Genomic DNA, 13,724 nt, shown 5'->3' with positions numbered 1-13,724 from the left:
GGGCATGCTCTTCCTCTTCCAGGACCCCTTGGGCGACGATCAGGGCCTGGCCTACCTCTATCCCCGGGCGGCCCTTTTCCAGGAGGCGGGGGAGGGGTATGCCGACCTCCTGGCCCTGGCGGGGGAGGAACGGGAAGGGAGGCTGGTGCTCAAGGTGCGCCTGAGCCGCTACCCGAATCCCCTCGAGGGGCCCTTGGGCTTCAGCCTGGCCACGGTGGTCCTGTGGCTGGACACGGGGGAAGGGGGGGAGGAGGTCCTGCTCCCCGGGCTTGTTACCCCTCACGGCCAGGGCTGGGAGGTGGCCTACATCCTCACGGGGTTCGGTGGGGAAAAAAGGACCCCCTCCGGGGAGAGGGTGCCCATAAGGGTGTGGCGGGAGGGGGAGTGGGTGGCGGTGGACACAGGGATTCCCCCGGGGCCTTACGGCTACTACGGGGCTGTGGGCCTCTTCGACCCCTTTGCCCCCTGGTACCTGCGCCCCACCAGCCCGGAGGGCAGCCCGTGGACCCTGGGGGCTCCTCCGGGAAGTCCCCCAGCGGTGGACCTGTTGGCCCAGGACCCCCTGGAACAGGTGCGGGCCTACCAGACCGGCCTTCTGAAACCCCTAAGGCCCCAGGGGTTCGCCCTCCAGAGGGAAAGCCTTCTGGCCTTTGCCCTAGGCGGGGTTTCCCTCCTTTTGGCCTTCCTCCTCCGCAAGGGTTAAAGGGGGCGCAGGTCCTCCAGAAGAAGCCAGCCCACCCCCTGGGGAAGCCCCTCCAGTATCCCCTGGAGGGTGGGGGCCAGGCCCTCCGCCAAGGGCTTCAGGGCCTCGGGCGGCTTCTCGGTGAGGAGGAGAAGGGTGAGCTGGTAGAAGCGCTGGGTGTGGGTGGGGGTGCCGTCCTGGAAGAAAGGGGTGGGAGGCGGCACCTCGTCCAGGAGAAGCCTGGCCCCCTCCACCTCTTGGGGAAGGAGGGTTTTTAGGTCCAGGGCAGCCTCCCTGGGGTGCCAGAGGTAGCCCTGGAAAAGCCGCACCGCTTGCACCCGCTTAGTCTAGAACCTCCCGCACCTCCTCACCGTAGCGGTAGACCCTGGGAAGCCGGCGGGAAAGGTGCACCGCCACCTCGTAGGGGATGGTCCTTCGGACCTCAGCCCAGGCGCAAAGCCCCGTGGGACCGAAATCCGGGGAGACCACCTCCAAGACCGCCTCCAGGGGCAAGGGCCCAGGGGCAAGGACCATGGTCTGATCCATGGAGATGCGGCCCGCCACCGGGTAAAGATCCCCCTCGAGCCCCTTCACAAAGCGCACCGCCCCCCGGGGGAGGCCATCGGCATAGCCCACGCCCAAGGTCAAAAGCCACTCCCCGCCCCGGGCCACGTACTCCCCGCCGTACCCCACCCGGTCCCCCGCCTTGAGCCTTTTCACCAGGGTGGGCCGGGCCAGGAGGCGGAGGAGGGGCTTTAGGCCAAAGCCGGGGATGAGGCCATAGAGGGCCAGGCCCACCCGCACGTTCTCCCCCCCGTGCAGGAGAAGCCCGTAGGAGTTTTCCAGGTGGTAGAAGTACCCTCCTCCCAGAGCCTCCCGCACCTTTTGGAAGCGGCTCCTTTGCACCTGGAGGAAGGCCTCGTCCTCCCCGGCGGTGGCCAGGTGGCTATAGACGCCCTCCACCCTCACCCCCAAGGCCTCCACCGCCCGCAGGGCCTCCCTGGCCTCCTCCCAGGGAAAGCCCACCCGGTTCATCCCCGTGTCCACCTTGAGGTGGGCCCTGGGGGTTAGTCCTAAGGCCGAAGCCCTCTGCGAAAGGGCCCTGGCCGCCTCGAGGGTGGCCAGGCTGGGTACCAGGCCCAGGCGCAAGGCGGCTTCCGCCTCCAGGGGGTGGAGGCTTCCCAGGAGCAAGACCTCCCCTTCCACCCCCCCTTGCCTTAAGGCCCTTCCCTCCCCCACCGTGGCCACCGCCACCCGCCTGGCCCCCTTTTGGAAGAGGAACCGGGCCAGGGGCAAGGCCCCATGCCCGTAAGCCTCTGCCTTGAGGACGGGGATCACCTCTCCCCTGGCCTTGGCCTTAAGGAAAAGCCAGTTGGTCTCGAGGGCCTTAAGGTCCACCTCTATCCAGGCCCGGGCCTCAAGGTACGAGCTTCGCCCGTGACCGGGGTGCCCTGGGGCGTGACCCATGCTAGTCCTCCAAAAGCCCCACAAAGCGGTGGGGATCCGGGTCCAGCTTAAAACGGCGGCGGTCCAAGCGGGAAAGAAGTTCCCCAAGCCGCTCCGTGCTCCCCTTTAGGAGGAGGTGGAAGACGTACATCCCCTTGACCCGGGGCACCGGGGCGGGAGCCGGGCCCAGCACCTCCCCCTCCCGGGCCACGCCCTTCAGGGCAGAAAGGAGGCCATAGGCCTCCTCGAGGGCCCGCTCCTCCTTGCGGTGGGCCACCTCCAGCTTCACCATCCGCACCTTGGGAGGGTAGTCCAGGGCCTCCCGCAGGGCCTTTTCCCTCCAGGGGAAGGCCTCCACGCTTCCCTCTAAAAGCGCCTGGTGGGCAGGGTGGTCGGGGGTGTAGGTCTGGAGGACCAGAAGGGGCCTCCGCCCCGGCCTAAGCTCGGTGAGGGCCCAAAGTAGGCGATGGTACCGCTCGGCGGCGCGGAAATCCGCATCGTAAAGGAAACCGTCGGCATAGGGCAGGAGGACCAAGGCCAGCTCGGGGAGAACCGGGCCCCGGAGGAGGGCGGTGGTGCCCACCACCACCCCGGGTTCCCCCTTAAGGAGAGGGCCCAGGTCATCCTTTCCCTCCCTGGAGTAGCGGTACACGGGTAGGGAAAGGTGCTCCTTTAGCTCCTCCATTAGCCATTCCAGCCCTGGCCCCCGGGGCTCGAGGAGGGGGGAGGCACACTCCGGGCAAAGGGCCGGGGGAGATGTTCGGTGGCCACACTGGTGGCAGACCAGCTCCCCCCTTCCCCCCTTGTGGTAGCGCAAGGGAAGGGCGCAGTTGGGACAGGTGGGCTTAAAGCCGCAATCGGCGCAAAGGAGGAGGGCGCTATAGCCCAGGCGGGGGGAAAGGACCAGGGCCTGCCGCCCCTTCTCCTCCACCTGCTTTAAAAGGGCCCAGGCCCTCCCCGCAAGGGGATACCCCTTCTCCCGCCTTAGGTCCAAAAGGAGCACCCGGGGCTTGGGCACGGGAAAGGCAAGGCCCGGCTTTTCCAAGACCTCCACCGCAGGCACCAGGGAAAGGTAGGTGAGGGGCACCCCCAAAAGCCTGGCCCTAAGCTCCGCCAGAGGAGGCACAAAGGCCCTGCTTCCCGAGGGAAGCTTGTAGCTTTCGCTCCCCTCCTCCACCACCACCAGGGAATCCGGGGTGAAGGGGAGGAGTAGCCCGCCATAGGTGGCGAAAATCAAGCCCTCAGGCTGCCGGAAAAGGGCCTCCCGCGCTTCCCGAGCAAGGCCCCCGTGGTAGGGCTTGGCCTGGGGGAAGTGAAGAAGGAAGCGTTCCAAAAGGCTCACCTCGGGAAAGAGCACCAGGTGGTTTCCCTTGGCCACCAGGCCCGCCAGGAAGCGCATCCTCTCCCAAAGCCTTCCCCCGTTCAGCCTCTCGGGCCTTTCCGGAAGGAAAAGGGGTTCCAGGGGCCTGCCCGGATGGGAAACCTCCCGGGGAGGTCCGTAGCCGATATACCCTTCGGCGAGAAGCCTCTTCACCCGGCCTACCCCCACCCCGGCGGCCCGGGCCAAAGCCGCCAGGCTTTCCGCCTGGCCCAAGGCGCGGAGCGCCTGCAAGACCCCATCCAGCACCGGCTCGGGATGGCGTTCCTTCAAGGGGAAAAGGACCCGTCTCCCCTCCTTAAAGGCCACCTCTTCCTGCAAAACCCCAGCCTCCCGCAGGTAATCCAAGAGCCTGGGGTCAAAGCCCCTGGCCTCCTGCCAGGTGACAAGGCCCTCTAGCCCCTTGGGCAGGAGGGCTGGGTCCGCCCCCGGGTAGAGGCGCACCCGGTGCTCCAGTTCAGGAAAGGGGGGCAGGAAGTCGGCCAGCACCTGGCCCAAGGGGGCAAAGAGGTAGCGGGCCGCCTCCTCCAGGAAAAGGATCTCCTCCGGGCGCAAATAGGGCCTCGAGTCCAGATAGGCGATGGCGTGCCGCAAGGCATGGCCCGGCCTGCCTCCCTCCCCCACCACCACCCCTACCCGCACCTCCCCCCGCCAGGGCACCGCCACCCGCTTCCCCAGGGCCTCTTCCCCATCTACCCCCTCCTGGCCCAGGGGGGGTAGGTAGGTCATGGGGGGAAGGGGCAGGGGCAAGGCCACCTGAAGAAGGCGCATGCTGCCCATAGGATAAGGGGGATGCGGTGGGCGGTGGTGCTTTCCGGGGTGGCCCTCTATAGCGCCCTCTATGCAGTAGTGCCCCTGCTTCCCCTTTTGGAAAGGCTCTTTGCGGCTCCTCCCGGAGCCACGGGGCCAGGGATGGGCCTGCCCCTTTTGCTTTTGGTCCTCCTCTCCCCCCTGGTGCCCCGGCTGGGCCTTCCCGCCGGAACCCTGCTGGGGGGAGGGCTTCTTTTGGTGGGGCTGGGAGGCGCCTTGGGGGCCCTAGGCCCAAGCCTTTTCCTTTGGACCCTAGGCCGCCTTCTCCAGGGGGTGGGGGCTGCCTTGGTGCCCGCCTTAGCCATCGCCCTCATCCCCCTCCTTTTCCCCCAAAGGGCCTGGGAGATGGCCGGGGTGTACATGGCGGGGAACGTCCTGGGCGGCGGTCTGGGCCGGGTGCTGGCAGGGCTTTTGGCGGAGATCGTGGGGGTGCGGGAGGCCCTTTTCCTCCTTTCCCTGCCCGCTTTTCTCCTGGGTTTCCTCCTCCTCCGGGCTCCCGCGGGGCTTCCCCCCCTGGGTAGGCCGCACTACGACCCCTCCGCCTTCCCCCTCTACCTGGTGGGCTCCATCCTTCTTTTCCTGAACCTTTTCCTGGCCAACCTTCTTCCCTACCGCCTTCTGGAGCTGGGCTTCCGCCCAGGGGAGGTGGGGCTTGTGTACCTGGCCTACCTTTTCGGCATTCCAGGCAGCGCCCTTTCAGGGTCCCTGGCCCGCCGGTTCGGGGCGGTAGCCACCTTTCGCCTGGCCTTCTCCCTGGTCCTCCTTGCCCTGGGGCTCCTGCTCCTGCCCTCCCCAGGCCTGGTGCTCGGGTTCGTGCTCCTGATGGCCGCCCTTTTCACCGCCCAAAGCCTGGCTTCCGGAACGGCGGGAAGAAGGGGGGCCGGGGTAAGCGGCACCTATGTGGCCGCCTTTTACCTGGGGGGCACCCTGGCAGGCCTTCTTTATCCCTTTTTTCTCCACAGCTTCCCCCTGGCGGTGGCGGTGGCCGTGGGATTAGCCCTTTTGGCCCTTTGCCTGGCCCCCGTGCGCTAAGGTCCCGTAGCATAACCCCATGGAGCTCCACGCCGCCGACCAGTACCTGGTGGCCCCTGCGGAGGCCGGGCTTCTTGCGGTTTACGGAAGGCTTGCCGGGAGCGGGCTTTACCCTCCCTTTCCCCCGGTGGAGCTCCCCGGGGGGGTGGGGGGGCTTGTGGAACGGGGGGGGTTTGGCCAGACCTTTTTCTTTCCGGGGGAGGTATTGGGCCTTACCTTCAAGACCCCCAAGGGCCGGGTGGTGCGGGCCGGGGGGGTGGTGGTGAAGAACGTGCAGGGCTATGACCTGGTGCGGCCTTTTGTGGGAAGCTTTGGGCTTTTGGGCGAGGCCCTCGAGGTGGTCTTCCGCCTGCGGCCGGGGCAGGCCTCGGCCTTTTGGAAAAGGCCCTTCACCGGGGAGTTTCCCGAGCTTACCCCCACCCCCCGCTTCCTCTTTGCCCTCCTGGAGGGGGGTAGTTGGTGGCTTTACGCCTTTCACTTCGGCCACGAAAAGGAGGTGGCCCGCTTCCAACAGGCCTTCGGCGGGGAGGAAGCCCAGCCCTTGGACCTGCGTCCCCTCTTCCCCCAAGGGATGGGGGTAGGAGAGGGTCCTCTAAAGGACCTCCGCTTTTCCTGGGCGGATGGGGGCAGGGCCCCAGAGCCTCCAGAGGCCTTCCGGAGGCTCGCCCAGGCGCTTTAGGTTCCCGCTTGGCCCAAGCGGGGGGAAACGGACTCCTCCACCTGTCCGGGAAAGGGCGCAGGAGGGTGCCGCCATCCCCTTGCCCCACCCTCCCCACCCCGGGGACAGGGCACGGTATTCTCTAATGGATGCGGGAGCTCGAGCAAGAAGCCCTAGCCGCCATCCGAGAAGCCCAGGACCTCGAGGCCCTAAAAGCCCTGAAGGCCCGCTACCTAGGCAAAAAAGGCCTTCTCACCCAGGAGATGAAGGCCCTCTCCCGCCTTCCCCTGGAGGAAAGGAGGGCCAAGGGCCAGGCCTTGAACGCCCTCAAGGAGGCCATTGAGAAGGCCTTGGAGGAGCGGGAAAAGGCCTTGGTAGAAGAGGAGCTGAGAAGGGCCCTGGAAGGGGAACGCCAAGATGTCTCCTTGCCTGGGGTGGAGGTTTTCGCCGGGGGACTCCACCCCATCACCCTCATGGAGCGGGAGCTGGTGGAGATCTTCCGCTCCCTGGGCTACCAGGCGGTGGAAGGCCCCGAGGTGGAGGGCGAGTTCTTCAACTTTGACGCCCTGAACATCCCCGAACACCACCCGGCGCGGGACATGTGGGACACCTTCTGGCTGGAAGGGGAAGAGCACGGCCTTCCCGGACCCTTGGGGGAGGAGGTGCGGGGAAGGCTCCTCTTGCGCACCCACACCTCGCCCATGCAGGTGCGCTACATGGTGGCCCATACCCCCCCTTTTCGCATCGTGGTGCCGGGGCGGGTCTTCCGCTTTGAGCAGACGGACGCCACCCACGAGGCGGTCTTCCACCAGCTGGAGGGTTTGGTGGTGGGGGAAGGGATCACCATGGCCCACCTGAAGGGGGCCATCTACGAGCTGGCCCAGGCCCTTTATGGCCCTGAATCCCGGGTGCGCTTCCAGCCCATCTACTTCCCCTTCGTGGAACCCGGGGCCCAGTTCGCCATCTGGTGGCCTGAGGGAGGGAAGTGGCTGGAGCTGGGGGGGGCGGGGATGGTCCACCCCAAGGTTTTCCAAGCGGTGGACGAGTACCGAAAATCCCTGGGCCTTCCCCCCGCCTACCAGGGGGTCACGGGCTTCGCCTTTGGGCTGGGAATAGAGCGCCTGGCCATGCTCCGCTACGGCGTTCCCGACATCCGCTACTTCTTCGGGGGAAGGCTTAAGTTCTTGGAGCAGTTCCGGGGGATTTTATGAGGGTGCCCTTTACCTGGCTCAAAAGCTACGTACCCGAGCTGGAAAGCCCCGAGGCGCTGGAGGAGCGCCTGGCAGGCTTGGGCTTTGAAACCGACCGCATGGAGAGGATCTTCCAGATGCCCAAAGGCGTGGTCTTCGCCCGGGTCCTCGAGGTAACCCCTTTGGGGTTGACCGAGGCCCATCCCATCCCCAAAACCGGCCTGAAACGCCTGGTTTTGGATGCGGGGAGGGTGGTGGAGGTGGTCTCGGGGGCGGAAAATGCCCGTGCGGGGATCGGGGTGGCCCTGGCCCTTCCCGGCACCGAGGTGCGGGGGGTTCGCATCGGGGAAAGGACCATCCAGGGGGTGGTCTCCCACGGCATGGCCCTCTCCCCCAAGGAGCTTGGGGTGGGGGAGTATGGGGGTGGGCTTTTGGAGTTCCCCCCCGATGCCCTCTCCCCTGGCACCCCCTTGGCCGAGGCCTGGCCGGAAGAAGAGGTGCTGGATATTGAGGTCACCCCCAACCGCCCGGACGCCCTGGGGATCCTGGGCCTAGCCTTTGACCTTCACGCCTTGGGCTATAGCCTGGTCCTGCCCGAGGGGCGGCTGGAAACGGAAGGGGTGCCCATCCCCTTCGGCCTCCGGGTGGAGGACCCCAAGGGGGCTTTCCACTTCACCCTTTCCTATGCCTTTGGCCTCCGGGTGGGGCCAAGCCCCATCTGGCTCCAGCGGATCCTTTTCGCCTGCGGCATGCGGCCCATTAGCAACGTGGTGGACGTCACCAACTACGTGATGCTGGAATGGGCCCAGCCCATGCACGCCTTTGACCTGCGCTTCATTGGGGAGGGGATCCTGGTGCGCAGGGCCCAGCCCAAAGAAAGGCTTGTCACCCTGGACGGGGTGGAAAGGGAGCTCCATCCGGAGGACCTGGTGATCGCCGGCTACCAAGGGGAAAGAAGCTTCCCCCTGGGCCTTGCCGGGGTCATGGGGGGGGCGGAAAGCGAGGTGCGGGAGGACACGGAGGCCATCGCCCTCGAGGTGGCCCAGTTTGACCCCGTTTCCATCCGCAAGACCGCCCGGCGGCATGGGCTCCGCACCGAGGCCAGCTACCGCTTTGAGCGAGGGGTGGACCCCATGGGCCAGGTGCCCGCAGCAAGGAGGGCCCTAAGCCTCCTCCAGGCCCTGGCGGGGGCCCGGGTGGCGGAGAGCATCCTGGAGGAGGGAACTCCCAGAGAACCCGAGCCCATCCCCTTCCGCCCCCAGTACGCCAACAGGCTCCTCGGCACCCAGTACCCGGAGGAGGTGCAGCTTTCCATCCTAAGGCGCCTGGGCTGCCGGGTGGAAGGGGAAGGTCCTTACCGGGTCACACCCCCTAGCCGCCGCCTGGACCTAAAGCTGGAAGAGGACCTGGTAGAGGAGATCGCCCGCATCCAGGGCTACGAGAGCATCCCCCTGGACCTTCCCGCCTTCTTCCCCGCCCCCGATAACCGGGGGGTGGAAAGGCCCTACCAAAGGGAGCGCCGCCTAAAGGACCTCCTTGCGGGCCTGGGCTTCCAGGAGGTCTACACCTATAGCTTCATGGACCCCGAGGAGGCCCCCCTGTTCCGCCTGCCCCCACCCCCCTGGCGCCTGAAAAACCCCCTGAGCCCGGAGAAGGCCGCCCTGAGGACCCACCTCTTCCCTGGTCTCCTCAGGCTCCTTCAGGAAAACCTGGCCCTGGACCGGCCGCCAAAGGCCCTTCTCTTTGAGGTGGGCAAGGTTTTTGGGAAAGAGGGAACGCGGGTGAGGGAGGAAACCCACCTGGCAGGCCTCCTCTTCGGGGAGGGTCTGGGGCTTCCCCATGGGGAGAAGCTTTCCGGGTATCCCCTCCTCAAGGGGCTTCTGGAAGCCTTGTTGGACCGGCTGGGCCTGGGCCTAAGGGTGGAGGCCCATCCCTACCCCTTCCTCCATCCCGGGGTTTCGGGGAAGGTGTGGGTGGCCGGGGAGGAAAAAGGGTTCCTGGGCCAGGTACATCCGGAGATCCTCGCGGCCCTCGAGCTTCCCCCGGTCTTCCTCTTTGAGCTGGTCCTCCCCCTCCCCGAGAAGCCCTTCCGCTTCCAGGACCCCTCCCGCTACCCCCTAGCCCTCCGGGACCTGGCGGTGGTGGTCCCGGAGGCCACGCCCTACGGGGAGGTGGAGGCCCTTCTTCGCCAGGCAGCGGGACCTTACCTGGAAAGCCTTCAACTATTTGACCTTTACCAGGGCCCACCCCTTAAGGAGGGGGAGAAGAGCCTGGCCTTCCACCTGCGCTTCCGCCACCCCGAGCGCACCCTGAAGGACGAGGAGGTGGAGGAGGCCATGGCCCGTCTCCTGGCCGCCTTAAGGGCCCGGGGCTGGTACATCCGGGGCTAGGGGGTAAACTGAAGCCATGCTCACCTGGGTGGACCTCCTGGCCCTCCTCAGCCTGGCCGTGGGCCTGGCCTGGGGCTTTCGGAGTGGCCTCCAGGGGGCCTTTGCCGGGCTTGGGGTGGTGCTCTACCTCCTCCTGGCCCAGGTGGGGTTTGTCGGCCCCTGGTGGGGTCTGGGCCTGGGGCTCCTCCTGGGGCTTCTGGGCAAAAGCCTGCCCCTTCCCTCCCTTTCCCAGGGCCTCGAGGCCCTTCTGGGCTCCTTGGGAGGGTTCCTGTTGGGCCTATTCCTGGCCCTGGCCATCTGGACCGGCTATCCCTGGGAAAAAACCGCCGCCGGAACCCTTCGCTACCCCTCCTTAAGCCTTCCCACCCCGGTATACGACGGGGTAAGCCAAAGCCCCTTCGCCCGGGAGGCCTTCCGCCTGGCCTGGACTTCCCCCTGGCTCCGGCGAGCCCTGGACCTAGGCCAGCCGTAAGGCCACTGCTGCCCCCTTTCCCTTCCCTTCGTCAGGCACCTCCGCAATGGGGCCTACAAAAGGGCTTCCCCGGGGCCCCCACTGGCTTGCGCCAGGGTGGGGTGGTATTAAAGGGCCAGAACCCGCGATAGGGCCAAGAGGGCGCGGTTGATGTCCTTCTTGCGCTCCACCGCCTCCTTGAGGGGGGTGAGCTCCACCTCCCCCTCCACCTCCCCCACCATGACCCCGCTGGTCCCCCCGGCCAAGGCCTCCACCGCCGCCGCCCCTAGGCGGCTTGCCAGGATGCGGTCCTTGGCGGTGGGGCTCCCTCCCCGCTGGATATGGCCCAGGACCGTGACCCGGGCCTCCACGGGCACGTGCTCCCTTATGGCGGCAAGAAGCCCCGCCGCCCCCCCGGGATAGGCCCCTTCCGCCACCACCACGATGGAGCTGGACTTGCCCCGGCGCAGGGACTGCAAAAGCCCCTCGGCGATGGCCTTGGGGTCCACGGGCTCCTCGGGTACGGCGATCACCTCCGCCCCCCCGGCCAGCCCCACGTCCAGGGCGATGAACCCGGAGTCCCGCCCCATGACCTCGATGAAGAAGACCCGCTCGTGGCTGGCGGCGGTGTCCCGGATGCGGTCTATGGCCTCGAGGGCCGTGTTCACCGCGGTGTCAAAGCCAATGGTGTAATCGGTGCCGTAGAGGTCGTTGTCGATGGTGCCGGGCACCCCCACCACGGGGATCTTGTGCTCCTCCAAAAGGCGCATGGCCCCGCGAAAGGTCCCATCCCCTCCGATGGCCACCAGGCCCTCGATCCCCGCCGCCTTAAGCTTCTCCGCCGCCTTGGCCCTCCCCTCCTCGGTCAGAAACTCCTGGCTTCTTGCGGTGAGGAGGATGGTTCCCCCCCGCTGGAGGATGTTGGCCACATCCCGCACCCCCAAGGGCACCATCTCCCCCAGGATCATGCCCGCATACCCGCGGCGGATGCCGATCACCTCGAGGCCCAGGGCATAGGCCTGGCGCACCACCGCCCTTATGGCCGCATTCATCCCCGGGGCATCGCCCCCGGAAGTAAACACCCCTATCCGTTTCATCCCTCCTCCTCCCAAGATTCCTTCGCCTCTTCCAGGGCAAGGCGATAGGCCTCGTTCCTGGGAACCCCCCTCGCCAGAAGAGCCCGGAAAAGCCCCTTGCCCGCAAGGCCTTGGGCTTTCAGCTCCTCCAAGACCCGCTGGGCCTCTATAGGCTGCGCCTCCTTAGGCCCCAGCACCAGAACGAACTCGCCCCGGGGGTTCCGAAAATGCCTCCAAGCCTCCCCCAAGGTCCCCCGGAAGACCTCCTCGTGCACCTTGCTGATCTCCCGAGCCACGGCTACAGGGTGCTCCGGACCATAGACCTCAGCCAGGTCCTCCAGGGTTCTTTGCAGGCGATGGGGGCTTTCGTAAAGCACCGCGGTCCTCCCTTCCCGGGCTAAGGCCTGGAGGCGTTCCTTGCGTTCCCTGCCACCTTTTGGCAGAAAGCCTTCAAAGGTGAAGCGGTGGGTAGGCAGGCCCGAGGCCACCAGGGCGGGGATGAGGGCGGTAGGGCCCGGAAGCGCTTCCACCCGCCAGCCCCATTCTAACGCCAACTGCACCAGCTCCGCCCCGGGATCGGAGATGCCCGGGGTACCGGCGTCGGTGGCGTAGGCCACGTAGGCGTAGGGGGAAAGGAGTTCCTTGGCCCTTCCCACCGTGTGCTGGTCCAAGCGCAGGGTAGGGGTAGCGATGCCGTAGTGGCGGAGGAGAATCCCGGTGCGCCGGGTGTCCTCGCAGGCCACCACCTCCACCTCCTTTAGGACCCTTAGGGCCCTTAGGGTGATGTCCTCTAGGTTGCCGATGGGGGTGGGGACCAGGACCAGGCGCACCTTAAAGGAGAACGGACTTCAAAAGCTCCTGAACCTCCTGGAAGGTGAACTCGTACACCGAGCCCGAGGGCAGGGTGAACTCCAGAAGGTCCGGGCTTCCCGGGAATAGGATGCGGCGCAGGGCCATGGGGCCCTGGTCGGTTTCCACATGGGCCGTCACGTAGTCGGGCTCCAGGTTGGGCTCGTCCTCCGCTTCCTTGGGGGGCTCCTCCCCTATGCCCTCCTCCAACCGGCGAAGGGCCTCCAGAAGCTCCGCCTTCAAAACCCGCACCTCCTCCTCCAGGGCGCCGTCGGAAAAGACCAGAACCGCCTCCTCCCCTTCCCCGTAGGCGGAAAGCCCCCACAAGGCCTCCCTTTCCCCCTCGGGGGGGGCCTCCACCAGCTCCAAGGTGCCGTCGGAAAGCAGGCGCAAGACCGCCCCGCAGGCCTCGCAGTCCACGAGGTCCCCCGCCTTGTACCCCTCCAGCTCTAGGGTTTCCCCGCACGCCGGGCAGACCATAAACCCCCTCCAACCCCATTGTAATCCGCATAAAAAGGGCCTGGCCCTTCGGCCCGGCCCCTCCTGGTATCCCTTGGGACTGGCCTCAATGGGCCCCGTAGCGGGCGATGCAGGCCCGGACCTCCTCCAAAGCCGCCTGCCGATCCCGCCAACCCGTTACCTTGACCCACTTGCCCTTCTTGGCCTCGAGGGCCTTGTAGGTTTCAAAGAAGTGCTGGATCTCCTGCCTAACCCCCTCAGGCACATCGGCGATGTCCCGGATGTGGTCCAGGCGCTGGTCCTCCGCCACCACCCCGATGACCTTGGCGTCCCCCCCCTTCTCGTCCTCCATGAGGAGAAGGCCCACCACCCGCACCTCCACCACCACACCGGGAAGGAGGGGATAGGTGGAAAGCACCAAGCCATCCAGGGGATCCCCGTCCTCCGCCAAGGTGGAGGGGATAAACCCATAGTCCCCAGGATAGAACTGGGCTCCGGGGAGAACCCGGTCCAGCTTGATAACCCCAAGGTCCGGATCGTACTCGTACTTGTTTCCGGAACCCCGGGGCACCTCGATGACCATGTGGACCACCTCAGGGGCTCCTTTGCCCACCGGAAGGCTCTTCAGGTTCGCCATAGCCCCCCCATTATACGAGGACCCCCGGAAAATCGGTGACCAGGGCATCCACCCCCCAGGCGGCAAGCTCCTGGGCTTGCTGGCGGCGGTTCACCGTCCAAGCCAGCACCCGGTAACGGACCTTTAGCTCCCTGACCCTGTCCTGGGTGAGCAAAGAGGCCTCGGGATGTACCCATTCCACCCCAAGACAGGGGGCCAAGGCCTCCGCCTCCTCGTGCTCATAGAGCAGGCCCAGGGGACCCACCCCAAGCCGCTCAAGCCGCACCAGGGCCAAGGGATCAAAGGAGCTCACCCAGATCCTATCCGAGGGATGGCGGGCCAGGAGCCGGGCCAAGGCTTCTTCCCGGCCGTCGGTTTCCGGAGGGAGGCTTTTCAGCTCCACGTTGATCCAGGCTCCTGGAAAGGCCTGGAGTACCTCCTCGAGGGTGGGCACATAGGCCGGAAGCTCCCTAAAGCCAAGCCCGTTTAGAGGGATTCCCCCCAGGGTGAAGTCGTGGTGCACCACCAAGACCCCATCCCGGGTCAGGTGCACGTCCAGTTCGAATCCGTCCAGTCCTGCCTCCAAGGCCCGGCGAAAGGCCTCCAGGGTATTCTCCGCATAGGTGGGGGGCTCGCCTTCCGCCAGGCAGGGGGCACCGCGGTGTCCCAAGCGCAAGGGCACGAGGG

Annotated in this window: 14 protein-coding genes; 6 read left to right on the top strand and 8 right to left on the bottom strand. The window is 66.7% G+C overall.

The window, feature by feature from the left end; translation table 11 throughout:
- Positions 1 to 4 precede the first annotated feature (4 nt).
- Positions 5 to 703 carry a glucodextranase DOMON-like domain-containing protein gene (locus DK874_RS06215; protein ID WP_114313265.1) on the top strand — a complete coding sequence of 233 codons (699 nt, stop codon included), beginning with the start codon at positions 5 to 7 and terminating at the stop codon, positions 701 to 703.
- Here the strand turns inward: DK874_RS06215 and DK874_RS06210 are convergent.
- From DK874_RS06210 to DK874_RS06200, 3 genes are read right to left on the bottom strand one after another with little or no spacing between them, the layout of a single operon-like run.
- On the bottom strand, positions 700 to 1,020 hold the full coding sequence (locus DK874_RS06210; protein ID WP_114313155.1) for a DUF3208 domain-containing protein: 321 nt from the start codon (positions 1,018 to 1,020) through the stop codon (positions 700 to 702). The two genes, DK874_RS06215 and DK874_RS06210, sit on opposite strands and share 4 nt — an antisense overlap.
- A 4-nt stretch (positions 1,021 to 1,024) precedes the next feature.
- Entirely contained in the window at positions 1,025 to 2,149 is a 1,125-nt protein-coding gene (gene alr / locus DK874_RS06205; RefSeq protein WP_114313154.1) for an alanine racemase, read from the bottom strand.
- 1 nt (position 2,150) lies between these two features.
- Positions 2,151 to 4,277 (bottom strand): primosomal protein N' family DNA-binding protein, encoded by a 2,127-nt coding sequence (locus DK874_RS06200; RefSeq protein ID WP_162798736.1) that lies wholly within the window; start codon positions 4,275 to 4,277, stop codon positions 2,151 to 2,153.
- A 21-nt stretch (positions 4,278 to 4,298) separates the two neighbouring features.
- On the opposite strand from DK874_RS06200, the gene DK874_RS06195 reads away from it, so the two are divergent.
- From DK874_RS06195 to DK874_RS06175, 5 genes are all read left to right on the top strand, one after another.
- A complete protein-coding gene (locus DK874_RS06195) occupies positions 4,299 to 5,348 on the top strand; it encodes an MFS transporter (RefSeq protein ID WP_114313153.1) in 1,050 nt (349 codons plus the stop codon).
- A gap of 19 nt (positions 5,349 to 5,367) precedes the next feature.
- Positions 5,368 to 6,027: a DUF5639 domain-containing protein gene (locus DK874_RS06190; RefSeq protein ID WP_114313152.1), complete on the top strand. Its 660-nt coding sequence runs from the start codon at positions 5,368 to 5,370 to the stop codon at positions 6,025 to 6,027.
- A gap of 128 nt (positions 6,028 to 6,155) precedes the next feature.
- Positions 6,156 to 7,217, top strand: coding sequence for a phenylalanine--tRNA ligase subunit alpha (gene pheS, locus DK874_RS06185; protein ID WP_114313151.1), 1,062 nt, complete (start codon positions 6,156 to 6,158; stop codon positions 7,215 to 7,217).
- Positions 7,214 to 9,586, top strand: a complete 2,373-nt coding sequence (gene pheT, locus DK874_RS06180; protein WP_114313150.1) for a phenylalanine--tRNA ligase subunit beta — start codon at positions 7,214 to 7,216, stop codon at positions 9,584 to 9,586. The genes pheS and pheT overlap by 4 nt, the downstream gene beginning before the upstream one ends.
- Positions 9,587 to 9,602: 16 nt before the next feature.
- Positions 9,603 to 10,058 carry a hypothetical protein gene (locus tag DK874_RS06175; RefSeq protein WP_114313149.1) on the top strand — a complete coding sequence of 152 codons (456 nt, stop codon included), beginning with the start codon at positions 9,603 to 9,605 and terminating at the stop codon, positions 10,056 to 10,058.
- A 107-nt stretch (positions 10,059 to 10,165) separates the two neighbouring features.
- On the opposite strand, the gene pfkA is transcribed toward DK874_RS06175, so the two are convergent.
- The 5 genes from pfkA to DK874_RS06150 form a co-directional block, all read right to left on the bottom strand.
- Entirely contained in the window at positions 10,166 to 11,134 is a 969-nt protein-coding gene (gene pfkA / locus DK874_RS06170) for a 6-phosphofructokinase (protein ID WP_114313148.1), read from the bottom strand.
- Positions 11,131 to 11,943: a 16S rRNA (cytidine(1402)-2'-O)-methyltransferase gene (rsmI, locus tag DK874_RS06165; protein ID WP_114313147.1), complete on the bottom strand. Its 813-nt coding sequence runs from the start codon at positions 11,941 to 11,943 to the stop codon at positions 11,131 to 11,133. Before rsmI ends, pfkA begins: the two co-directional genes overlap by 4 nt.
- Before the next feature lies 1 nt (position 11,944).
- Positions 11,945 to 12,442 carry a TFIIB-type zinc ribbon-containing protein gene (locus tag DK874_RS06160; protein ID WP_114313146.1) on the bottom strand — a complete coding sequence of 166 codons (498 nt, stop codon included), beginning with the start codon at positions 12,440 to 12,442 and terminating at the stop codon, positions 11,945 to 11,947.
- An 85-nt stretch (positions 12,443 to 12,527) separates the two neighbouring features.
- Positions 12,528 to 13,058: an inorganic diphosphatase gene (locus tag DK874_RS06155; RefSeq protein WP_114313145.1), complete on the bottom strand. Its 531-nt coding sequence runs from the start codon at positions 13,056 to 13,058 to the stop codon at positions 12,528 to 12,530.
- 10 nt (positions 13,059 to 13,068) lie between these two features.
- Positions 13,069 to 13,719 carry a glycerophosphodiester phosphodiesterase gene (locus tag DK874_RS06150; RefSeq protein ID WP_114313144.1) on the bottom strand — a complete coding sequence of 217 codons (651 nt, stop codon included), beginning with the start codon at positions 13,717 to 13,719 and terminating at the stop codon, positions 13,069 to 13,071.
- Positions 13,720 to 13,724: the final 5 nt, after the last annotated feature.

This window comes from Thermus caldifontis, from assembly GCF_003336745.1.
In the GTDB taxonomy this organism is placed as follows: Bacteria; Deinococcota; Deinococci; order Deinococcales; family Thermaceae; genus Thermus; species Thermus caldifontis.
The sequence above is the reverse complement of the archived record's forward strand: the minus strand, read 5'-3'. Positions and strand labels throughout refer to the sequence as shown.

What these genes read in the sequence shown, in the direction of transcription:
- DK874_RS06215 (WP_114313265.1), top strand. Translation starts at nt 5, where the DNA reads ATGCTCTTCCTCTTCCAGGACCCCTTGGGCGACGATCAGGGCCTGGCC.
- alr (WP_114313154.1), bottom strand. Translation starts at nt 2,149, where the DNA reads ATGGGTCACGCCCCAGGGCACCCCGGTCACGGGCGAAGCTCGTACCTT.
- pfkA (WP_114313148.1), bottom strand. Translation starts at nt 11,134, where the DNA reads ATGAAACGGATAGGGGTGTTTACTTCCGGGGGCGATGCCCCGGGGATG.
- DK874_RS06190 (WP_114313152.1), top strand. Translation starts at nt 5,368, where the DNA reads ATGGAGCTCCACGCCGCCGACCAGTACCTGGTGGCCCCTGCGGAGGCC.
- DK874_RS06160 (WP_114313146.1), bottom strand. Translation starts at nt 12,442, where the DNA reads ATGGTCTGCCCGGCGTGCGGGGAAACCCTAGAGCTGGAGGGGTACAAG.
- pheS (WP_114313151.1), top strand. Translation starts at nt 6,156, where the DNA reads ATGCGGGAGCTCGAGCAAGAAGCCCTAGCCGCCATCCGAGAAGCCCAG.
- pheT (WP_114313150.1), top strand. Translation starts at nt 7,214, where the DNA reads ATGAGGGTGCCCTTTACCTGGCTCAAAAGCTACGTACCCGAGCTGGAA.
- DK874_RS06195 (WP_114313153.1), top strand. Translation starts at nt 4,299, where the DNA reads ATGCGGTGGGCGGTGGTGCTTTCCGGGGTGGCCCTCTATAGCGCCCTC.
- DK874_RS06175 (WP_114313149.1), top strand. Translation starts at nt 9,603, where the DNA reads ATGCTCACCTGGGTGGACCTCCTGGCCCTCCTCAGCCTGGCCGTGGGC.
- DK874_RS06200 (WP_162798736.1), bottom strand. Translation starts at nt 4,277, where the DNA reads ATGCGCCTTCTTCAGGTGGCCTTGCCCCTGCCCCTTCCCCCCATGACC.
- DK874_RS06155 (WP_114313145.1), bottom strand. Translation starts at nt 13,058, where the DNA reads ATGGCGAACCTGAAGAGCCTTCCGGTGGGCAAAGGAGCCCCTGAGGTG.